The sequence below is a fragment of the Campylobacter sp. JMF_06 NA1 genome (genome assembly GCF_027737785.1).
In the GTDB taxonomy this organism is placed as follows: domain Bacteria; phylum Campylobacterota; class Campylobacteria; order Campylobacterales; family Campylobacteraceae; genus Campylobacter_B.
In genome coordinates, this window is record NZ_JAOVUA010000001.1 from 472,029 (window position 1) to 492,924 (window position 20,896).

Annotated in this window: 20 protein-coding genes; 9 read left to right on the plus strand and 11 right to left on the minus strand. The window is 38.9% G+C overall.

All coding sequences use genetic code 11. The features are described 5' to 3' along the window. Positions 1 to 69 precede the first annotated feature (69 nt). Together OFO07_RS02410 and OFO07_RS02415 are read left to right on the plus strand one after the other, a co-directional pair. Complete coding sequence (locus OFO07_RS02410) at positions 70 to 2,667, plus strand: YhdP family protein (RefSeq protein ID WP_270870813.1); 2,598 nt, start codon at positions 70 to 72, stop codon at positions 2,665 to 2,667. Beyond that, positions 2,664 to 3,728 (plus strand): tyrosine-type recombinase/integrase, encoded by a 1,065-nt coding sequence (locus tag OFO07_RS02415; protein ID WP_270870814.1) that lies wholly within the window; start codon positions 2,664 to 2,666, stop codon positions 3,726 to 3,728. Before OFO07_RS02410 ends, OFO07_RS02415 begins: the two co-directional genes overlap by 4 nt. Before the next feature lie 216 nt (positions 3,729 to 3,944). Here OFO07_RS02415 and OFO07_RS02420 read toward each other — a convergent pair whose 3' ends face one another. From OFO07_RS02420 to rpsO, 5 genes are all read right to left on the minus strand, one after another. Next, on the minus strand, positions 3,945 to 6,092 hold the full coding sequence (locus OFO07_RS02420; protein WP_270870815.1) for a WG repeat-containing protein: 2,148 nt from the start codon (positions 6,090 to 6,092) through the stop codon (positions 3,945 to 3,947). After that, positions 6,082 to 7,107, minus strand: a complete 1,026-nt coding sequence (locus OFO07_RS02425) for a hypothetical protein (RefSeq protein WP_270870816.1) — start codon at positions 7,105 to 7,107, stop codon at positions 6,082 to 6,084. The genes OFO07_RS02420 and OFO07_RS02425 overlap by 11 nt, the downstream gene beginning before the upstream one ends. Before the next feature lie 277 nt (positions 7,108 to 7,384). Continuing rightward, on the minus strand, positions 7,385 to 7,573 hold the full coding sequence (locus OFO07_RS02430; RefSeq protein ID WP_270870817.1) for a hypothetical protein: 189 nt from the start codon (positions 7,571 to 7,573) through the stop codon (positions 7,385 to 7,387). A gap of 22 nt (positions 7,574 to 7,595) precedes the next feature. Continuing rightward, positions 7,596 to 8,417: a hypothetical protein gene (locus OFO07_RS02435; protein WP_270870818.1), complete on the minus strand. Its 822-nt coding sequence runs from the start codon at positions 8,415 to 8,417 to the stop codon at positions 7,596 to 7,598. Positions 8,418 to 8,858: 441 nt separating this feature from the next. Then, a complete protein-coding gene (rpsO, locus tag OFO07_RS02440; protein WP_270858995.1) occupies positions 8,859 to 9,131 on the minus strand; it encodes a 30S ribosomal protein S15 in 273 nt (90 codons plus the stop codon). 108 nt (positions 9,132 to 9,239) lie between these two features. Between rpsO and OFO07_RS02445 the strand changes: the two genes are divergently transcribed. From OFO07_RS02445 to OFO07_RS02460, 4 genes are read left to right on the plus strand one after another with little or no spacing between them, the layout of a single operon-like run. Beyond that, positions 9,240 to 9,656, plus strand: a complete 417-nt coding sequence (locus OFO07_RS02445; RefSeq protein WP_270858996.1) for an Rrf2 family transcriptional regulator — start codon at positions 9,240 to 9,242, stop codon at positions 9,654 to 9,656. Continuing rightward, positions 9,656 to 10,702 (plus strand): DHH family phosphoesterase, encoded by a 1,047-nt coding sequence (locus OFO07_RS02450; RefSeq protein WP_270870819.1) that lies wholly within the window; start codon positions 9,656 to 9,658, stop codon positions 10,700 to 10,702. Before OFO07_RS02445 ends, OFO07_RS02450 begins: the two co-directional genes overlap by 1 nt. Then, positions 10,692 to 10,925 (plus strand): hypothetical protein, encoded by a 234-nt coding sequence (locus tag OFO07_RS02455; RefSeq protein ID WP_270870820.1) that lies wholly within the window; start codon positions 10,692 to 10,694, stop codon positions 10,923 to 10,925. Before OFO07_RS02450 ends, OFO07_RS02455 begins: the two co-directional genes overlap by 11 nt. Before the next feature lie 31 nt (positions 10,926 to 10,956). Continuing rightward, positions 10,957 to 12,030, plus strand: coding sequence for a TRAP transporter substrate-binding protein (locus tag OFO07_RS02460; RefSeq protein WP_270868269.1), 1,074 nt, complete (start codon positions 10,957 to 10,959; stop codon positions 12,028 to 12,030). 32 nt (positions 12,031 to 12,062) lie between these two features. Here the strand turns inward: OFO07_RS02460 and OFO07_RS02465 are convergent, their stop codons facing one another. Further along, positions 12,063 to 12,239, minus strand: a complete 177-nt coding sequence (locus OFO07_RS02465; protein WP_270870821.1) for a YgaP family membrane protein — start codon at positions 12,237 to 12,239, stop codon at positions 12,063 to 12,065. A gap of 184 nt (positions 12,240 to 12,423) precedes the next feature. Here OFO07_RS02465 and OFO07_RS02470 point away from each other — a divergent pair, with 184 nt between their 5' ends. After that, entirely contained in the window at positions 12,424 to 12,888 is a 465-nt protein-coding gene (locus OFO07_RS02470; protein WP_270870822.1) for a hypothetical protein, read from the plus strand. A gap of 27 nt (positions 12,889 to 12,915) precedes the next feature. Here OFO07_RS02470 and OFO07_RS02475 read toward each other — a convergent pair whose 3' ends face one another. Beyond that, complete coding sequence (locus OFO07_RS02475) at positions 12,916 to 13,806, minus strand: helix-turn-helix transcriptional regulator (RefSeq protein ID WP_270870823.1); 891 nt, start codon at positions 13,804 to 13,806, stop codon at positions 12,916 to 12,918. Between the two features lie 125 nt (positions 13,807 to 13,931). Between OFO07_RS02475 and OFO07_RS02480 the strand changes: the two genes are divergently transcribed. Further along, complete coding sequence (locus OFO07_RS02480; RefSeq protein WP_270870824.1) at positions 13,932 to 16,208, plus strand: hypothetical protein; 2,277 nt, start codon at positions 13,932 to 13,934, stop codon at positions 16,206 to 16,208. Positions 16,209 to 16,326: 118 nt separating this feature from the next. On the opposite strand, the gene OFO07_RS02485 is transcribed toward OFO07_RS02480, so the two are convergent. Continuing rightward, positions 16,327 to 16,968, minus strand: a complete 642-nt coding sequence (locus tag OFO07_RS02485; protein WP_270864916.1) for a Crp/Fnr family transcriptional regulator — start codon at positions 16,966 to 16,968, stop codon at positions 16,327 to 16,329. Positions 16,969 to 17,066: 98 nt separating this feature from the next. On the opposite strand from OFO07_RS02485, the gene OFO07_RS02490 reads away from it, so the two are divergent. Further along, the gene (locus tag OFO07_RS02490) at positions 17,067 to 18,470 is read left to right on the plus strand and encodes a DUF4139 domain-containing protein (protein ID WP_270870825.1); all 1,404 of its coding nucleotides are present in this window, start codon (positions 17,067 to 17,069) and stop codon (positions 18,468 to 18,470) included. A gap of 95 nt (positions 18,471 to 18,565) precedes the next feature. On the opposite strand, the gene OFO07_RS02495 is transcribed toward OFO07_RS02490, so the two are convergent. From OFO07_RS02495 to OFO07_RS02505, 3 genes are all read right to left on the minus strand, one after another. Next, complete coding sequence (locus OFO07_RS02495; protein ID WP_270859012.1) at positions 18,566 to 18,940, minus strand: RidA family protein; 375 nt, start codon at positions 18,938 to 18,940, stop codon at positions 18,566 to 18,568. A 91-nt stretch (positions 18,941 to 19,031) separates the two neighbouring features. Then, positions 19,032 to 19,793, minus strand: coding sequence for a TSUP family transporter (locus tag OFO07_RS02500; protein WP_270870826.1), 762 nt, complete (start codon positions 19,791 to 19,793; stop codon positions 19,032 to 19,034). A gap of 21 nt (positions 19,794 to 19,814) precedes the next feature. Further along, complete coding sequence (locus OFO07_RS02505) at positions 19,815 to 20,888, minus strand: CapA family protein (RefSeq protein ID WP_270870827.1); 1,074 nt, start codon at positions 20,886 to 20,888, stop codon at positions 19,815 to 19,817. Positions 20,889 to 20,896: the final 8 nt, after the last annotated feature.

A 20,896-nucleotide genomic window follows, 5' to 3' on the forward strand; every position in this document is an offset into this window, starting at 1 on the left:
TAAGCCCAAATTTTGCCTAAATTTTATATTATACGCACAAATTTATTTAGCCAAAAGTTTGGAGAGCGTGTGATACGAAAGATAATCTACGGATTTTTTACCATTTTGCTTTTACTTTTTATGAGTGGAATTATCTTTATAAAAACAGGGGTAAAAATCGATAAATTTGAGAATAAATTCGTCAAAATCGAGGGATTTTTTTTAAAGCTTGAAAACAATCTAATCTTGCGCGTAAAAGATCTGCAAATCAACAAAAAAGAGCTCTCAGACGCAAATCCTACGCCAAAAACCCCAGCCGAGCTTAGGGAAAAAAACGAAAAACTCATCGAATATAGCAAGAAATTTACCCTTGCGATGAAATTTTTCGAGGAAATTAATATCCAAAATTTGCGCATTGGCGAGGATAAAATCGAGGTTTTATACCACAATGATATATTTTTTATCGACACTCGCTATTTTCGCATAAACGCAGGCCTTAGCCAGCTTAGCAACGGACTAAAAGTAAGCGTAAATGAAATCTCGCTCAAAGACTTCAATGCCACGCTTAAAGGCGAGGCTAGCGCAAATTTCAAATCTAGCATTTATGATTTTAACGGCACATTTGCTTCGCATGAAATCTCAGGCGAAATTTCTGCGCTAAATATAGGCTCAAATTTAAATTTAGAGATTTCAAACGCCCACGCCACGAGCCTAAAACGCTTTATGGACGAGCTTGGCGTGCTCACAGGCCTCAATCCTCACGCCAAAGAGTGGATTTATGGGCTGGTCGTAGCGCAGAAATACTACATCGACACCCTAAAAATCGCCATTGATTTAGATGATCCCCACGCCGATGAGAAGCGCATTTTCGCAAGAGCCAGCGCGCAGGATTTAAATGTGAGCTTCGCTAGCACAGTTTCGCCAGTTTTGGCTGATTGTGCTGATATCACGCTAGAAAACGGCACGCTAGATATAGCTATCGGCAATCCGACCTTTAATGGCATTAGCCTTGATGGCTCTGGGGTGAAAATCAAGCAAATTTTTAGCGGAGAGCCGATTGTCGCGCTTGATTTACGCACCAAAGAAAATATCGGCAAGGATTTGATTGATATTTTGGCGTTTTATGGCATAAATGAGCCAGTGTATGTCAGCAAGGCCGAGCAAATCGACGCACGAGTGCTAATCGACATAAACCCTGTAAAAGAAAATGCAATCGTAGATGCAAATGTGAGCCTAAAAAACGGCGAAATTATGATTTCAAAAGCGAAATTTAAAAGCAGCCACGCTAGCGTGCATATCACGGAGAAAAAGCTTGATATCAAAAACTCAAATCTAAGCAATGAAATTTTCAACGCCACGGCTGACGGGACTATCGATTTTACCACGCGAAAGGCTAAATTTAGCGGAGAGATAAAAAGCTTTAATATCACGGCTGGGGATAATGAAATTTTAAAATTCTCAAATGTCAAAGACAATCTCACGCTCGATTTTAGCGGGGTTGCGCCGATTTTGCACTCGCAGTTTTTAGGTGCGGATATGAGATTTGGCGATAAAATCGACATAAATGTGGCCCAGATAAAAGATCTAATAAATTTTTCCAAAACCCTCAAAACTATCGGAATCACGGGCGGTGATGCGCACATTAGCACGGCTGATTTTTCAAATTTCACAATCACTAGCAAAAATTTGAAATTTGACTTTGGTTTGATAGAAAAAAATGGCAGGTATTACAATAGCGATAGCCTAAATTTAAAGGTCGCAGGAAACTCGCTAAATGGCGCTACGGGCAATGGCAAACTAAGTTTTAGTAGTGGCAAGGCTGGCACAAATATCACGCTCAAAGACCTCGATATCATGATAAATACTAGCGTCCAAACCAGTGAATTTAACTCAGGTTCGAATTCTGCGCGCTCGAAATTTAACTTTTCTGGCACAAATTCATCTGTGATTTTAACTGATATGAACAAAACTATCGACTTGGTGTCGTATTCAGGCTCGCTTTCTGGCAAGGATATGAGCCTAAATGCGAAATTCAAGCAAGGCGATTTTAAGCTAATTTTCAAAAAAAGCCTATTTCAAATTTTCGCACAAAATATCAGTGGCAGGGAACTGAATCAAATCATCGGCTCGCAAAGCTTCGATAGCGGAAATTTCACGCTCAAAGCCAGCGGAATCGATCCGAGAAACTATCGAGGGGAGATTTTGGTCGAAAATACATTTTTGAAAGATTATATCGTCTATCAAAAACTCCTTAGCTTCCTAAACTCCGTCCCTTCGCTTCTGGCTTTTAAAACGCCGGATTTTAATGACCGCGGATTTAGCGTGAAAAACGGCAAAATTTACTTCCGCCGTAGCGAGGATAAAATTTATCTAAACGCAATGCAGTTTGAGGGCACGAGCGCAGATATCGCAGGAAACGGCGAAGTAAATCTAAAATCAGGCGCGCTAAATATTGATTTAGAGCTAAAATATCTCAAAGACGCAAGCTCGATAATCTCGAAAATCCCGCTTTTAAATCAAATAATTTTGGGCGAGGATAAGACAATCTCGACTATCATCGAAATTCGAGGCACTATGAGCAAGCCGACCTACTCCACAGCCGTCACCACAGATGTTTTAAAAACCCCATATAATCTCATCAAAAACACACTAATGTTGCCGTTTGTGATATTTAAGGACGAGAAATGAAACAACCCCTAGACGCCAAAGAAAATTTCGCCTCTTCGCTACTTTTTTGGATGGCTAAATTCGTCAGGTATAAGCTAAGCTCGCTTTCAAACAAAGAGCTTAAAAACGAGGAGCTGTTTAGCAAAACCATAATGGCACTAGCCAAAAATGTCCCAAATATCGAAGTTCTCTCAACCCTAGCCAAAGACGCTAGAAACGCGGGACTAACGGGCATTAATACATATTTCAACCCGCTTTTTAAGCTCTATAACGCGCTTTTATCCTATGAGCTAGAAAGCATGAAAAATATCGACGAAGAGCTTTTAAGCGAGGTTTTGGCCTCTATCACGGGAGGGCTTAGCGATGCGAGCAAAAAAAACTACCGAATCGCCGTGATAAACTTTTTTGGCTTCATCGACCGCCAAAACGAAACTAATGGCGCCTCGCACAACTACGGAATAGAGCTTAAAAGCTGGGGTGGCGTGAGCGGAAATCGTGGCGTGAAACTGCCTGAGTTTTTAAGCGAAGATGAAATTTCAAAATTTATCGGCGCGATAAATAACGCGGATTTTAAGAAATTTACCCATAGAAATAGATTGATTTTAAAGGTGATTATCTACACAGGAATCCGCGTCGGAGAGGCGATAAACCTGCGCCGCAAGGATATCAGCGAGGACGGAGATTTGTATGTATTGCGGATACGAGGCAAGGGAAATAAATACCGCGTCGTAATGATAAAAAAGCGCCTTATCCAGGGCGATTTGGACGCATTGGAAACGAATTTTGCAAACAAAGATGATTATGTCTTTACCAACAAAAAAGGCTCGGCGCTCACGCAGGCTTATATCAGCAGAATCGTAGAAAAACTGCTTTTAAGCGTAGGAATTCGCAAGAAAAAAAACGGCGCGCACATGCTACGCCACACCTTTGCGACCATGCTTTACAAGCGCGAAAAAGATTTGGTGCTAGTCCAAGAAGCCCTAGGGCATGCAAGCCTGAATACCTCGCGCATTTACACGCATTTCGATAATGAAAAACTCCGCCTAGCCGCAATGGTAGCAGAGGATTTCTCTGGCGAGTGAAATTTGGCGTGAAATTTGCGGAATTTGAGCGTGAAATTTTGAAAATTTTTTGATTTGTCATTGCGAGCAAAGCGACGAAGCAATCTGTGAGCCTGAAATTACTTACGCTAAATTTGCTGTCATTGCGAGGCGAGTATCGCCGAAGCAATCCAGTGAAATTTAAATAAATTTTGGAAATTTTTCAAATTCCGACTTAATAAACAGAAATCCCCATATTCATTTCTGCAACACCTTTAATATATTACCTTCGTTATCGACTAGCATTTCTATGTCATTTACATTGATTTGTATAATATTATTGGCTATAAATTTAATTATCTTTGGTTTGACACGAAAAACCGCTTTTACGATAACTTCGCCAGTATTTAGGTCTTTGATACCAAATTTAGAATTCTCATTAAAGACCACTAAATCATCGATAAAAATATTTCCATTGATATCAACAAATTTTTTTATTTCTTTGTCAAATCTTTCTACAAGAAAAATACCGTTTTCGTTACTATTTGCATATCTCCATATAGCTTTATTATTTTTTGCGTAAAAAATATCATTATTTTTTCTTATCCATATCCGATCATCTTTCATATAAGTCTTATTTCTATCGATAAGAAATGTAAAAAATCCATTACCACTTTCATCTATAAAGCCTACTTTTTCATTTTTTGTAGCTTTGGCAAATCCTCCGCTTTCTACACTTCCTATTTCATCACAAAGTATTAACTCTTTGCCGGTTTTATCTATAATCCCGTATTTATTGCCTTTTTTAATTTTATAACACTCGTTACTAAATGTTTCAATATCATCATAAATGCAATCAATTATTTCTTTGCCATTTTTATTAATCAAGCCAAATTTTTTATTGTTTTCAATCTTATAATATTCATCGTTGTATTCATAAATCCAGTTGCAATCACAAGAGATTATCTCATTGCCAGTTTTATCTATCAAAACACACTTATAAGTTCTATCTAAATACTTGCTAGCCACATAGTATTCATCATCAAAAATTTCAATTTTTTCATAAATTATTGGAATAATAATTTCTGCATTTTTATCAATTATGCCGATTTTTCTTTTTTCGTCACAAATTAAATAATGTTCATCTCTAAGCCATTTTATATCAACATTATCCATTTGTATTCCATTACTAAAAAAAACACTTCGGTCAATTACTACAATATTATCTCCTACTTTGGAATATTTGTATTCCCTATTTATTTCTTTAACACATACTCCATTTCTAACAACCCAAAGACGTATTGTTTCGCTGGTCCAGTCGCGAGACTTAGTCTTATGTTCTCTAATATGATAATACCGTGCTATATAAAAAAATCCAAATTTTTCTATATGGCCTTCTACCATCGTAAAATTACCATTTTTAGCAATTATTGCTTTTCTCGCACCTATAATTTTTAATATCGCACAGTTATCGTCGTTAAAAATATCCAAGGAAACAGCAGGTGTTTTGTTTTTATCAAAATCAAAAAGTAATATTTTATTTTCACCATCATCGATATTTTGATGCCAAAAAGATAAATTCTTATCGCCCAATTCTATTTCATAAATACAAGGAATTATTTCATTAAATAAAGTTGCGTCTATTAAACCATATTTATTATAGCCTTTGTTAATTATATAATATTCATCACTAAATTTATAAATCCAACAATCTCTCCAATCACAAGAGATTATTTCTTTGCCAGTTTTATCTATTAAAACATATTTATCATTTTTTTTAACTTTGTAAATTTTATCATCAAAAATATCTATAACATCATAATAATCTAACATTGCACAAGGAATTATTTCCTTACCATATTTGTCCATTAAACCATATTTTTCATTTTTTATAACTTTAAAATATTCATCTTCCTTACAATACTGCTCATTACATCGCAAAGATAATCTAATTGTGGTGATGTCATCATAAATACAAGGAATTATTTCCTTAGTAATATAATAAGAACCTTTTTCTATCTCAATTAAGCATATCACACCATGTTTATAATCTTTAACCACCTCATAAGGAATAAACCACTTTTCCAACTTCTCATCTAACTCCTTTTTCAGCTCCTCTTTTAACTTTTTATCAAGGTCATCGGTATATGAGGTCATAGCATATAATTTATCATAAATACAAGGAATTATCTCTTTGCCCTTTTCATTAACCACGCCACGTTTATTATCTTTGATGACTTCATAAATAATTTCAAATTCTGGCTGATAAATACGGTCATAAATACAAGGAATTTTTATGCTCCCACTATAATCAACGACACCATATTTACCATTTAGAGTAACCAGCGAATAACCATTTCGATATTTTTTTACAACATTATATTTTTTATTATCATCAAACCACATTATTTGAACTCGCTTTAAAAATGAAATTTTTCTCAAATCTATCATGATTTAAACACACATATAAATCAAAATCTATATTTAACTCCGCAATTATTTCACAAAATGCTTCTTTTATCACCCCAAAATCAGGGTAAATTTTATACGGCAAAACCCAGTATAAAAACCCTATGTAGTTTTCAAAATTTTTTGATTTTTTTATTAATTTTGTTATGTGTTTTTCATTGCCTTTATCGCCACCAATAAACAAATCCCTGATTTTATTTTTAATAAATTCCTTATTGTTTTCGTTCCATTCTGCCATACAACAGTCGCTTACACACTCATCCCAAACTTTATCATCTCGATATTTTTCTTTTCTTTCTACTTTATCAAATATAGCTTTTATAAATATGCCTTCAAATTTGCCACTTTTTTTCAGCTCATTTAACGATAATCTAACTTCATCTTTTATGTTATCCCAACATTTATATGGATTTTCGTATAAAAATTTTAGATTTAAAAGCTCGCCGCGTAAAAACGAATATTGACGGAAACAAGAATATCCATTATAAATATCGCTTAATCTACGCAATTTCACATCATCGCTCTCTTTTGCTTTAACTTCTATGTTGTATTTTTTCTTATCTTTTTGCACAAAGATATCACAATCGCCATTTTCTCGTTTATCTCTTTTTATAAGCTCAAAACCAGCTTTAATGAAATAATCCATAGCATATAATTCGGCTCGCAAAGAATCGAATTTTTTATCAAATTCTACTCCGTTTTTTCCTTTTAGTTCGGAAAAAATTTCTTTTATAAATTCAAGTGGAATTTCTCTGCAATAAACCATAAAATATTGTAAATTATTATCAAAAGCTTTTCGCATAAAATCTCTAAAATATGGACTTGATAATAAATTTATAGGATTTTCTATTTCTAATAAAAACTGATTTTTAAAATAATTTATAATAAATTCTTGACTAGGTGTCATTATAAATTTTTCAAAGCTAAAACCACTTGTGATATTAAAAGACATTTTCACCATGATTCCTTAAATTTTTAACAAAATAAAGCTTATATTTTACACCCCCCCCTTTTAAAATTGAGTAAAATTTGGGGAATTTACAAAGAATTTGAGCGCGAAATTTGGAAATTTTTATTGTTTTTTTGCCACAAGAAGCTATTTTAAGGGTGCGTGTGGCATTGCAATCAAAATTCAGCGACCTCTGATTTGTCATTGCGAGGCGAGTATCGCCGAAGCAATCCAGGGAAATTTAAATCAATTTTTATAATTTTAAAATTCTCTCTAAATTTTACTGGATTGCTTCGCTTTCTAGGAAAGCTCGCAATGACAAATCAGGCAAATTTTTCGCTGTCGCCCGCTCACAATGACAAAAAAAAATCAAAAATTCAAGCACAAATTTTACTTGAAATTTTGCGCAAAATTTATCATAAAATTTATCGTAAAATTTATCGTAAAATTTCACGCAAATTTCAAACAAAAAGCCAAATTTGACCCAAATTTCAGTCCAAAAGCCTGTCAAATTTGATTTTATAAATTTTATTTAGGATTGTTTGGATATCGCCAAGCGCACTTTTGTAGCTCTCGATTTTCAAAAAATCGTCATAAACGCCAAATTTCGCATACAAATCGTAAAAATTCTCGCCACTTCTATTTGTGATATTTTTCAGCGTCTCTTTGTGCTTTTCTAGCAGGGTCGAAATCTGCCCTGCAACCTCGAATTTAGAGCGTTTCATAAGCTCACTATCTAAATTTTCGTCTTTGGCTTTTTCGGCTGTTTTGGCGGTGTTTATGTTCCACTGCTGATTTCGCACATCTACGCTCGCAACCCTTCTAGTGTGGTCAGCGTCAAGGTCGATTTTAGTCGGCGCATGGTATTCATCGACGCTGAAATCTTGGCCATTTAGCATGATATCGACGAGGCAAAACATAGTCTCTTTGTCGTTTGCGATGTGCAAAACCTCGATGAGATTGTCGCTAGCGTCGTAAGCCGAGGCATAGACGAAGTGAAACTCCACATCTTTTCGCCCGATTCTTGTTTTGGTATGGCACACGCCCTGATACAGCCTCGGAGCCTTGTCGCCGTAAAACCTAATGCGTCCCGCACTGAATTTCAAAAATATATCGCCCACATCGCCAAAAAGCACATGCCCGGCTCTAAAAGTATCGACTTTGAGATTTGATAGCGAAATATTGTAGCGTTTGATACGATCGAAATTTTCGTTTGCCACGCACATATCGCAGATTTCTTTGTTTCTGCCTGCCCAAAATGTCAAAATATCCTCGTTTATAAACAGCTCGCTTGCAACCACGCTATCAATCATTTTCCGCCTTTTATAAAAAAATAAAGTTAATATTTTACCCCCCCCCACTTAAAATGGGGTAAAATTTGGGAATTTTTGGGGAAATTTATGAAAATTTTTATTGTTTTTTACTACGAGTAAATATAACAAATAAAGTCGTCAAAACTGAAAAATTTTTATCACCGAATTTATAAAATTTTATAATGCAAAATTTATCTTTGCGATGTTTAATTTTTTTTATAATAAAAAATTTCAACTTGTATGTCCCATACAAAGCACAGCACACGAAAATTTTTCGCATAAGATTACTAAATTTTAGGTATAGGCTTTTAAAATTTGAATATCGCTGTGTTTTGTGCGTTATAAATTGATGATTATCACTTAAAAATTTTAAATTTTTAATTATAAAAAAAGCGCATCTAGCGGGGCTAGACGCGCTTTAAGACAAAATAAAAACTGAAATTATTTATCTCTTAAACCAAGTTCTGCAACTAGTTTTGAATATGTAGCGTAATCTTTGTTTTTTAGATATTTCATCATTCTTTTTCTTTGGCCTACGATTTTAAGTAGTCCAAGGCGAGATGAGAAATCTTTTGGATTTGCTTTGATATGATCTGTAAGATATGCAATTTTTGCAGAAAGTAGCGCGATTTGCACCTCTGCTGAACCTGTATCTTTCTCTTTTCTAGCGAATTTCGCAACTATTTGTGCTTTTTGAGCCGTGTCTAAAGCCATAATGACCTCCTGATCGGTGAAATAAAATAAGTGGTAATTATACTAAATTTACCTAAATTTTTGCTTTTTTTGGGTAAAATAGTCGGATTTATCAAAAAAGGAGAGAAAATGCTCTTTACAAAAGCGTCAGAATACGCCCTACTTGCGATGATTTGCATAGCTCAAAATCAAAATAGCGAGTCTGTGGATGTCGATACGATATCTGAAAAACTTCAAATTTCACGCAGTTTTTTAGCCAAAATTTTGCAAAGCCTAGCTAGAAGCAAGCTTTTAAACTCATTTAAAGGCGCCAAAGGCGGATTTAGCCTAGCCAAAAAACCTAGCGAAATCACCCTGCTTGAAATCATCACAAGTGCCGAAAAACGCAAAGCTTCGATTTTTGATTGCACACAAGAAGGCACCAAAGGCTGCCCAAACGGACGGGCTTTGTGTCGCGTAAATCTCATGTTTAACGAGCTTCAAGACAAAGTCGATGAGTATATGCAAAATGTTACCTTGCAAGACATTATCAAAAAAGAGCGTTAATGAAAATTTACCACCTAAGCCACACCGATTTAGACGGATACTCTGCCCAGCTAGTAGTCGCGCACTACCTTAGTGGCGTGGAATTTTTTAACGCAAATTATGGCAAAGAAATCGTCGAAAAATTTGACCAAATTTTGGGCAAAATCGATGAAAATTTGCAAACTAACCCAAATGCAAAATCACTTGTTTTGATAACTGATCTAAATTTACTCCCCGCTCAGTGTGAGAAATTTCAAACACAATTAGCGCAAAAAAACGCCAAAATTTTCTTGCTCGATCATCACCAAAGTGGCGCAGAGTGCGCGCAGAAGCACCCTTGGTATCTGCTGGATAATTCTCGTTGCGCTACCAAAATCACCTATGATTTTTTCAGCGCGATTTTTGGCGAGGACGAGGAGCTAGCGAAATTTGTCAAAGTCGTAAATGCAGTCGATATCTGGCTAAAAGATGAGAACGAATTTGAGCTTGGCAAGGTTTGCCTTGGTATGGTTTCAAATGCAAAAGAGATCAACAAAATCATGTTCGAAGAGCAAAGCAGAGAGTATATAAATTTCTTGCTAAATAAAATTTTTGAATTTCAAAATTTAAATGAGCCTCACATCGCCCTAGATGACGCGCTTCACGCTATCAAAAAAAGCTTTTTTAACGCCGAGCGAAATGACACACTAAGCAACCTAATCTCAGATTATGTCGTAACTCTTCTTGGCGCGCAAAAAGAGAGATTTAGTATCCAATACGAGGGCTTTAAGGGCATTTTAACCTATAATATCGGCAATGTCAGTGTCATCGGAAATGACTTTTTGACGCGCAACCCCGATATGGACTTTTTCATCGATGTAACCTCGAAAAAAACGCTAAGTTTCCGTGCAAATGGCAAAGTCGATGTGAGCGCAATGGCGAAAAATTTACTTGGCGGTGGCGGACACGCGAACGCTAGTGGCGGGATTTTCATCGGCTTTAAGGACGCGAATTCATACGAAGCGATAAAGTCCCAAATCGAACAACTTATAAATTTAAAAACCCAAAAGGCAGACAATGAAATCTGAAAACGAAAATTTAAGCAACGATGATTTAATCTACGAGCTAAATATCACACTCGAAGCCATGCTAATCTACGCTGGCGTCAAGCGCGACAAACTCCAAGCCGCCGCGCAAGCCTATATCGAAAATATCGACGCTGTTTTGCAAAACTCAGACGCGCAGGGTGCAGACGAGCCAATCGCTGTGGTTGAGTTTTTGCGCGCAAACAAACCTGAATTATTTAATTAAAATTTTAAAAATTTATTGAAGGGAGATTTTTATGAAAAAATTTTTAGTTTTAGCATTTGTAATGCTTTTTTCAACCCACGCTTTTGCAGCGGAGAAAAAATATCGCTTGCGCCTAGCTAGCACCTGGGAGAGCACTATGCCTGTCCTTGGCGACGCGGCTAATGAGTTTAAAAAATACGCCGAAGAGCTAAGTGGCGGACGCTTAGAGATTCGTATCGACACTCCGTCAAAACACAAAGCCAGCTTTGGTGTTTTTGATTTCGTCAAAAGCGGTCAGTATGATTTAGGCTATACTTCGCTGTATTATTACAAAGGCAAGGACGCAAAGACCATGCTATGGACTGCCGTGCCATTTGGTATGACTACTGATGAGCAACACGCTTGGTATTATTATGGTGGCGGAAAAGAGCTAAATGACAAAATGTTTAGCGCGTATGGCATGAAAACATTTCTAATGGGCTCAACCGGCATGCAAATGGGCGGTTGGTTTAAAAAAGAGATCAACTCGTTAGCCGATTTGCAAGGCATTAAATTTAGAATTCCTGGCTTTGGTGGCGAGGTAATGAGCAAACTAGGCGCTACAATAAACACTGTCCCAACTGGCGAGCTATTTATGGCGCTAGAAATGGGCACAATCGACGCTGTGGAGTGGGTAAGCCCGGTGTATGATATGCCTCTTGGCTTCCACAAAGTGGCGAACTACTACTACACAGGCTGGCAAGAACCAGCTGGGGATTGCCAAATTTTGGTAAATTTAAAGGCTTTTGAGAAACTTCCTGCTGATTTGCAAGCTATCATCGAAGCAGCAGCTCGTATGGCTGGCGAAAACTTCCAAAACAAGGGCTTTTACGAGAATTCTAAAATTTGGGCAGAGCTTAAAGCGCAGTTTCCAAATGTGCAAGTCCGCAATTTCCCAGCCGATGTAGTCGAGAAGCTAAGAAGCGCGACAAATGAAATTTTAGATGAAGAAAGCGCGAAAGATCCGCTTTTCAAAGAGATTTTGGATAGCCAAAGAGCGTTTTTAAAAATCGGCCGCGAGTGGAACAAAATCAGCACAAACGCCTATATCAACAACACTTCAAGCGATTCAAATACTTCGAATTAATTTGTAGGGCAAGCTTGCCCTACTTTTAAATTTTATTTTTGTGGCAGTTTGCAACGATTCAAAAAATAGCACGCAGGGCAAAATCCACTCACACCCACGACAAACGGGATTAGTCCCACTGCGCCCCACCAGCTGTGATAAAACGCCCCGACTACCATGATTATCGCGCCGATTACTATGCGAATCATACGGCTTTTTATGCTTTGCATATTCTCTCCTTTTTTTCTAAATTTTACGAATTTGGCGCGATTATAGCATTTTAGGAGCGCACGCATAGTGATAAAATCACCGAAAATTTGTCAAATTTAAAAATTTTCGTGGCTAAATTTGACACAAAAGTGTCTGAAATTTTGAGTAAAATCCAATCGAAATTTAAAAGAAAGGATAGAAAATATGCTAAATTTAGACAAATTCCCGCTAGAAATCGGTGCTTTAAAAAGAAAACAAGGCTCAAATGCGTTTGTTAATGATAGCCGCGGAATGGCTTGCCTTGTCGATACGCAAGACAACAAGATTAGTTTTGGACTTTTCAGACCGGCAGGTGCTCATTTTGGCACATTTAGTGTCAAGGACGAAGAAGAAGCTATACAAATAATCAAAGATTTCAAAGTTGGCGATAGAAAAATTACTGATTATTCGCCATACTACGATGATAGTTTAAAAGAAAGAGTATCGGATTTAAAAAACGATATAGAATTTGTAAAAGACACAATAATCGATATGCAAGACAACGAGCGAAATTTGGAGAAAAAAATATCAAATTTAGAAGAGAAAATAGCGGTTTTAGAAAATACAATAATCGATTTAGAGCACAGACTAGATGGCATAAACGATAGGCTTGAAGCTAATTATTTGTAAATCGCACGATAAGCAAAGTTTGCAAGACTAGCTTATCTCGCCTAGATACCCCGCGATTTCCACCTTTATCTCATCATTTAGCCAGGCTGGTTCGACAACCTTGATATGTGGTAAAAACCGATAAATCAGCGGTTTGACCTCCATAGGATTGCTAAACCCAAACTCAATCTCGATCGAGCCGTCCTCGCACTCCTTTGTAAAATCGCAGTTGATATATGGCTTGCGCCTAAAATACTTCGCGATCACTTCATCTATCCACAGCCTCGCCCTATACTTGTCTTCTAACTCGAACCACACCGAGCGCGCCTGTTTTATGCGCTTTTGCACCTGTGCGGATGTTTTGAAAACCTCGGGCGTGATTTTTATATTTTCGATATCTTTGAAGTGAAATTTCTTAAACCTATCCCCTTCGCCGCAGTCGAACACAAACAAATACCAAAACCCTTCCAAAAACGCGATTTTTAGGGGTTTTGCTTTGAATTCATGCTTGCCGTAAGTGCATTTAATGATATTTTTGTTTTTTATCGCTTTTTGGACAAGGCTAAATTTTTCTATTGATTTTTTATCCAGCTTTTCGTTGCCAAAAAACGCCAAAATCTGCTCGTCCATGCCCCCAAGTAGCCCAGAAATCAGCTCGCTATTTTTGAAATAAAAGTCAGAGGATATGTTTTCGCACAGACTTGCTATCAGGCTTAGCACAAGCCTCTCCTCGTCGCTTAAATCCAGCATTTGCGCGCTAGGGTCGTATTTCCAGCTCCACCCCTCTTTTACCACGCCATAACCCTTTAAAATCTCCATATCTCTACCTATCGTCTTTGCATTGACACCGAAAATTTGGGCTAATTCTTGCGTTTTTGCGGGGCGAGATTTGATGAATTCAAAAATTTGATTTAATCTTTTATTTTTTTTATTTTCCACTTGTTTTAGCGGTAGCATGAAAAATCCTTGAAATTTAGTAAATTTTGCCCTATTTTATCAAAATTTTTGGCATAAAATTTTAATCTAATGCGATAAAATCGAAGAAAAATTTTAAAGGGAAAATTATGAAATATATCATAGGAATTTTGGTTTTTATCGGATTGATTTTCGGCGGGGTTTTCGCGCTACTTTGGAGCGATTTTGGCAACTCTATCACTAAGCCACATATCGAGCGTTACCTCTCGCAAAAAACAGGCTTTGATATTAAGCTAGATAAATTCGACCTTAACTGCGACGATTTCGACATTACGGCGCTAATTAATGGCGAAATTTCGGCGCATTTGGTGGGCAAATACGACATTTTTTCCAAAAGCTTCGACACAAACTACGAGCTAAACGCAAAAGATCTAAAAAGCTTTGGCGTAGCACTTGACGGCGAGGCGGTTTCGCTAAATGGTCGCGTGCTAGGAAATATGCAAAAAATCAGCGCAAACGGCGCAGGACGGGCGTTTGATAGCGATGTGAAATTCCTAGCTAATCTCACAGATTTCATGCCCACAGACCTGCAAATCGTAGCGCCAAATTTAAATGTCGCCAAAATTTTAGCCGTGGCAGGTCAGCCACTTTACGCCAGCGGAAATGTCGCCATTAACTCCAATATCATCGCCACAAACGGCGCACCAGAGGGCAGTGCAACCATAAAATCGCAAAATTTATTGTTAAATGAAAAGGCGCTAAAAGATTTAAACATAACTATCCCAAGTGGCGTTAAAATCGCGCTAAACTCCGATATCAGCGTGAGCGAGGGTATCGCCAAAGCTACGAGCGAAATCAGCTCAAATTTAGCAAATTTAAGCGCGAAAAATAGCGTTTTTGATATGCAAAAACGCACCCTTCAAAGCGATTTTACCCTAAGCGTGCCTGAGCTTAAAAATTTAGCCAAAATCATAAACTACGAAACCTCTGGCGATTTACTCGCTAGTGGCGAGCTAATCAGCGATTTTAAGGATTTCACGCTAAAAAACACAAACATAAACGCCTTTAAAAATGGCCTTAAAGCCGTGATAAATGGCGCGTATAATGCGCCTAGCAAAGACGGCAAAGCAAGCGTAAATTTCGCTATTAGCGACTTTGCCAAACTCTCTCACATCACAGGGCAGAAATTTTCAGGCTCTGGCAAGGGCGTGGCTGATATCACGCTAAAATCGGGCAAACTAGCTAACCTAGCCCTAAATCTCGACGCGCTTGGCGGAAATTTGATAGCTAGTGGCAACCTTAGCGCGCTAAGCGTGCGCGCAAAATCGCTAAATTTGGCAGTTATAACCTCGTTTTTGGGCATGGAAGCTATCGGAAATGGCGCGATAAACGGCGAAGCCAAGCTAAATCTAGATTCTGGAATAAACGGCGAACTTAGCGCAAATATCGCTAATGGCGTGCTTTATAAAAAATACCTTGACAAACTTAGTGGCAAATCTTTCCCAAGCGATACGAAATTTAGCCTAAATTTGGGTGCAAATATCAAAAACTCGCTTGCGAATTTTACCGCCAAACTCGGCTCAGATTTGGCGAATTTCGACAAAATAACTGGCACTTATAATCTCAAAACTAGCACTCTAAACGCCGATTATGGCGTAAATGTGCCAAATTTAAGCAAGATGAAGTTTCTAACTGGCATTGAGCTGTTTGGCAAATTTAATGGAAACGGCAAAATTGATTACAAGCCTAAAAATTTCGCCGTTTCGTTTGCGTCAAATATCCTTGGCGGGGCGATGAACGGCAAAATGATAAACGATGATGTCAGCGTCAAACTCACGAAATTCGCAGTCAAAGACCTGACCGATATGCTTGGTGTGCGCCACATTTACGACGGCATTGGGGACATGGATTTTAGCTACAACACAAAGGCCAAAAAGGGCAAATTCAACTCCCTCATAAATCAAGGACGCCTCAAAAGTAGCGATTTTATGGGCGTCGTAAGCAAAATTTTAGGTCGCGATTTAGCCGGCGAAGTTTATAATAATGTAACCTTGGACGGCACAATCGTGCAAAATTTAATCACTTTTAACACAAATATGAGCGCGCAAAAAAGCAAGCTAAATGTGAGCGGGGGCAAATTTGACACCCAAAGCAAGCAAATCAATATCCCAGTTAAGGCAAATATCGAAAAAACGGATATTAGCGTCCAAATCACCGGCACTACGCAAAACCCAAAATATAGCGTCGATTCTGCGTATTTGAAGGAAAAATTAAACAAAGAAATCAGCAAAGGTATCGACAAACTCTTAGGCGATAAGGGGTCTAAATCAGGGCAAAACACTGACACGCAAAACAACGCCAAAGAAAAAAGCCGTGAAGACAAGGCAAAAGAGGCTGTCAAGGGGATTTTAAAGGGGCTGTTTTAACGCAAAATTTGGCTAAATTTTAAAATTTAGCCAAATTCTAAAAATTTTAAAATTTCAAAAAATTTCGGCGCAGTATTTTGCAAACCAAAATTTAAACAAAACGCAAAATTTAAAAATTTCAAATCTCAATCACCACGACCTTGCCCCTGCTAAGGGCGATTTTGCCTGATTTTTCCATCTCTTTTAGCACGCGCGATACCGCCTCTCTGGCACTTCCGATATGATTGGCTATATCTTCGTGCGTCGCGCACACTTCGCCGTTCGCGCCCAAATTTTCGCGCAAAAAGCCCATTATGCGCTCGCTAAGTGGCGCGAAAATCGCCTGCTCGCTTGCCATTATGACTTGCGAAAAGCGTTTGGCTACGATTTCTAGGGCGAAATTTAGCACAGCAGGGTAGCGTTCTTTTAGGATTTTGAAAATGCTTGGCGGGATTACGATAAGCTCACACTCGCTTCTAGCCTCGACGCTAAGGCGGTTTTGGGCAAGGGCGAATTTGCAAGTATCGCAGATCATACAGCTCTCGCCGTTTTGTATGCTAAAAACGGTCAGCTCCTTGCCCCCAGTGCCGATAAATGCGCGCAAAAGCCCGCTACGAAGCAAAACATAGCCCAAACAATCCTCGCTAGCATAGATTATCTGCCCCGCTCTTAGGCGCTTTTTATACGCGTTTTTGTAAATCAAGCCCAAATCATCGCCCTCAAAATCAAATTTATCGCAAAAATTTCCCTTCAAAAACTCCCAGTCTTGCGCTTCTAGCATATTTCACCCCTAAAAATTTTATAAAGCTTTCATTTTACACTTTTAAACTACCATTTACTTTAAATTACTAATATTTTGAAAATTTTTAAGGAGATGCAATGAAAAGCCTAACCCTGCCACTAATCGTATCGTGCGCGCTCTGTGGCGCAAACGAGCTAGAAAAACCAAAGCAAAATTTCATCGAAATTTATCAAAACGATAGTTTTTTGACCCAAACTTTTAGCCCGGACTCTGCGAAATTTAGCGTAGAAATCCCCGCCACGCTCGATTTAGGTCTGCTTGAAATCAAAAGCGAGTGCGAGCTAGAAAACCTAGGGGACAGCGGGATTTATGAGATAAAAAGCGATGAGAGAAAACGCCTAGAAGAAGCCCTTGCAAAGGTAGTAGCGCAAAAAAAGGCAATCCAGGCTAAGATTGAATTTAGCAAAAGTTTGGCTAGTTCTGGCAGCGGAAATGCGGATGAATTTTACATGGGCACGCTAAGAGATTTTGAAAATATAGCTAAGCTTCAAGCCGATGAGAGCGCGCTAAACGAGCAAATCGCACGCACACCTAGCGCGCAAATGAGGCATGCGAATTTAAGCTTTGCGTGCGCGCCAAAGAGCGTTGCGTTGCGATACGCGGTGTTTTTAAACGAGGGAGCGAGCGCGAAAATCAGCGCCGATACAGAGAAGCAAAAGCTTACTATCACGCAATCAATCCGCGTGAAAAACCCGCTAAATTCGGCTCTTGACGCGCTTAGTGTGACGATTTATCCATATGCATATTCTGCCCTGCTCGCCCCAAGGCCGTTTCAGGCGCAATATATCGGTGGGCAAACATACGAAGCAGATGGCGTGTATATGCAAAAAGCCATGCTAAGTGCCGCGCCAAGGGCTGCGATGAGCAACCACACCGTGCAGGCGACAAACGCCCAGCTCACACTATCGAACTCATACACGATTGAAAATTTAAGCATTGCGCCAAATGAGAGCGCGAAAATCGACTTTGACAAGCAAATTTTAGAGGCGAAATTTAGCATTTTTATCGACGCATACAGCCAAAATTTAGCGTTTTTGCAGGCCAAAACAAAGCTTGAAAAACCACTCAACCACGCCCTTACGACAATCGAAATCGACAGAGTAAATGCAGGCCAGGACTGGCGCGAGGAAATACCTGCGGGTGTGGATACTAGCGTGTTTTTAGGACAAAATCGCCTAATCAAAGTCACCAAAAAAATCGATGAGAAAAACACCAAAGAAAACTTTTTTGGCACCAAAAAAACCACGATTTCTAGCTGGAATTACGAGGTGAAAAACACCAGCGCAAGGGCTTGGGATATCGAACTACTCGCTAAAATGCCACTAAGCGCGGACGAGAAAGTCAAAATCACTGATAAAAGTGGCACAAAAGCTGATAATATCGACACTGAGGGCCGAGCAAGCTGGAAATTCAGGCTAAATAACGGCGAGACAAAAACGATAAATTTCGGATATGAAATCAGCGACGCCAGAAGCGAGTGAGATTTTTAGTTTCGCGCCCAAATTTTGGGCTAAATTTAAAAAATCATAGGAATTTTTTCCTATGATTTGTAAAATTTTTAGTAAAATTTTGTGAATTATTTCACACTTGCGATGACTTCGATTTCTACAAGAGCGTCTTTTGGGAGTTTTGCGACCTGAACGGTTGAGCGGGCTGGTTTAGTGTCTTTGAAATACTCGCCATACACCTCATTTACCGCCGCGAAATCGCCCATATCAGCCAAAAAAATCGTGGTTTTAATCGCGTGGTCAAAGTCGCTTCCAGCCTTTTTCAAAATCGCTTTTAAATTAGCCATAACCTGCGTAGTTTGCGCTCTCACATCGCCGCCAGCGAACTCGCCATCTGGCGTGAGCGCAATCTGACCAGAAGTGAAAACAAATCCATTTGCGACGATTGCTTGTGAATACGGCCCAATGGCACCTGGGGCTTTTTTTGTCGAAATTACCTTCATACAGCTTCCTTTCAAAAAAAAATTAAAAAATTCTAGCCACTTTTAACTTATGAGCCAATAAATTTAAGTTTTTTTATAAAACTACCAAATTTTAGCCAAAAATCAGCCCATAAAGTAGCTTTAAAATCGTGCATGCAACAACGAAAAGCAGTATCGTGCGCACGAATTTCACATCCTTTTTCACGACCAAATTTGACCCCATCCAGCCGCCTACTATCTGCGCGCAACCCATGATGATACCTATCATCCACAGCACCTGTCCGCCGATGATAAAAACGCCTAGTGATACGATATTTGAGACGAAATTTAAAATTTTTGTCTGCGCGACGGCAGTTTTCATGTGAAGTCCTAGCACGCCAACTAGCGCAAAAGTCCAGAACGATCCAGCCCCAGGTCCGAAAAATCCGTCATAAAATCCCAAAAGCAGACCAAACAAAACATAAAATAAATTTTTGCTCATCTTTGCTGCGCGCTCGCTCTCGCCTAAATTTGGGCTTAGCACAGTGTAGATAAAAAGTGCTAAAAGCAAAACCGGGATAATGTAGTTTAGAAATTTCGCGTCGATTAAAAGCACCACACGCGTGCCAATAAATGCGCCAATGAGCGTGCAAAGTATCGCTAGGGCGATTTTGCGCGGATCGACGAGTCCTTTGAGCGTGAAATTTAGCGTCGCAGAAAATGTGCCAAATGTGCCTTGAAGCTTGTTTGTACCAAGGGCGAGGTGTGGCGGGATACCCACTGCAAGCAGTGCAGGCAGGCATATCAGCCCGCCTCCGCCTGCGATCGCGTCGATAAATCCACCAGCAAACGCCGCGGCAACTAAAATCAAAATTTGCCAAATTTCAAATTCCACACTCTCCCCTTTTAATCAAATTTATTTAATTTCAAACTCAGGAAAAACGCTGTTCCAAAGCGTTTTAAGATTTTCGGTTTTAAAGTCCCCAACACGCCTAAGCCTGTGCGTCATCGCTAGCATATCTGGGTAGCGAGCGAGCAAATGCACCGAAAAATCGTGCGAGTATGGGCTAATATGCGTGATTAGCGGGACTGCGCGCAGACTTTTTATCTTTGTCGCGTTGCCCTCTTTTTCGATTACGATATCAGCCATGGCGCCTAGCATGCGCGCACTTTCGTCTTGATTAGAGATAAAATTCCCTAGCGAATAAAAGCACGGCACACTTCTGTTATCATCTGTGGTGATGAGTTCTAATGGCTGGATTACATGCGGGTGTGTGCCGATGATGAGATCTGCGCCAGAGTTTGCCAAAAACTGCGCCTGCTTTTTCTGCGTGGCGGTTGGTTTGTGTGTGTATTCCACACCCCAATGTGGCAAAACCACCACAAAATCGGCGTGTTTTTTCGCAAGTTCTAAGTCGCTTAAAATTTTTTCCTCGTCGCTTAGCAAATCCACCAAATACCCTTTGCCTTTTGGCATTGTGTGGCCGTTTAGCCCATAAGTGTAGTTCAAAAACGCGACGCTAACATTGTTTTTTTTCAAAATTTTAACGATTTTACTGCTATTTTGATCTGGCGAAATACCGATATACGCGATATCCTCGAAGCCAGACCAAAATTTCGCGCTATCTAGTATGCCTTCTTCGCCCTTATCGAGCGCATGGTTTGTAGCATGGGCGATTAGATTAAACCCAGCGTCCCTCACGGCCTCGCCTACTTCGAGCGGAGAGCCGAAATTTGGGTAGCCTGAGAGCTTTTTTTTATCTTCGATTAGGATTGTTTCTTGGTTTATGATTTTGATATCTTTGTCTTTGATTTCATCTTTGATAAAGCGATAATACGGCTTAAAATCGTGGCTTTTGGCGGTTTTATCATGCGCGCCCTCGATTAGCTTGGAGTGGATTAGATTGTCCCCAACAGCGATGAGAGAGAGGGTGTTTTCACTAGCACAGCCAAAAAGTAAAAATGAAAAAAACAGAATTAAAATTTTCAAAATTTCCC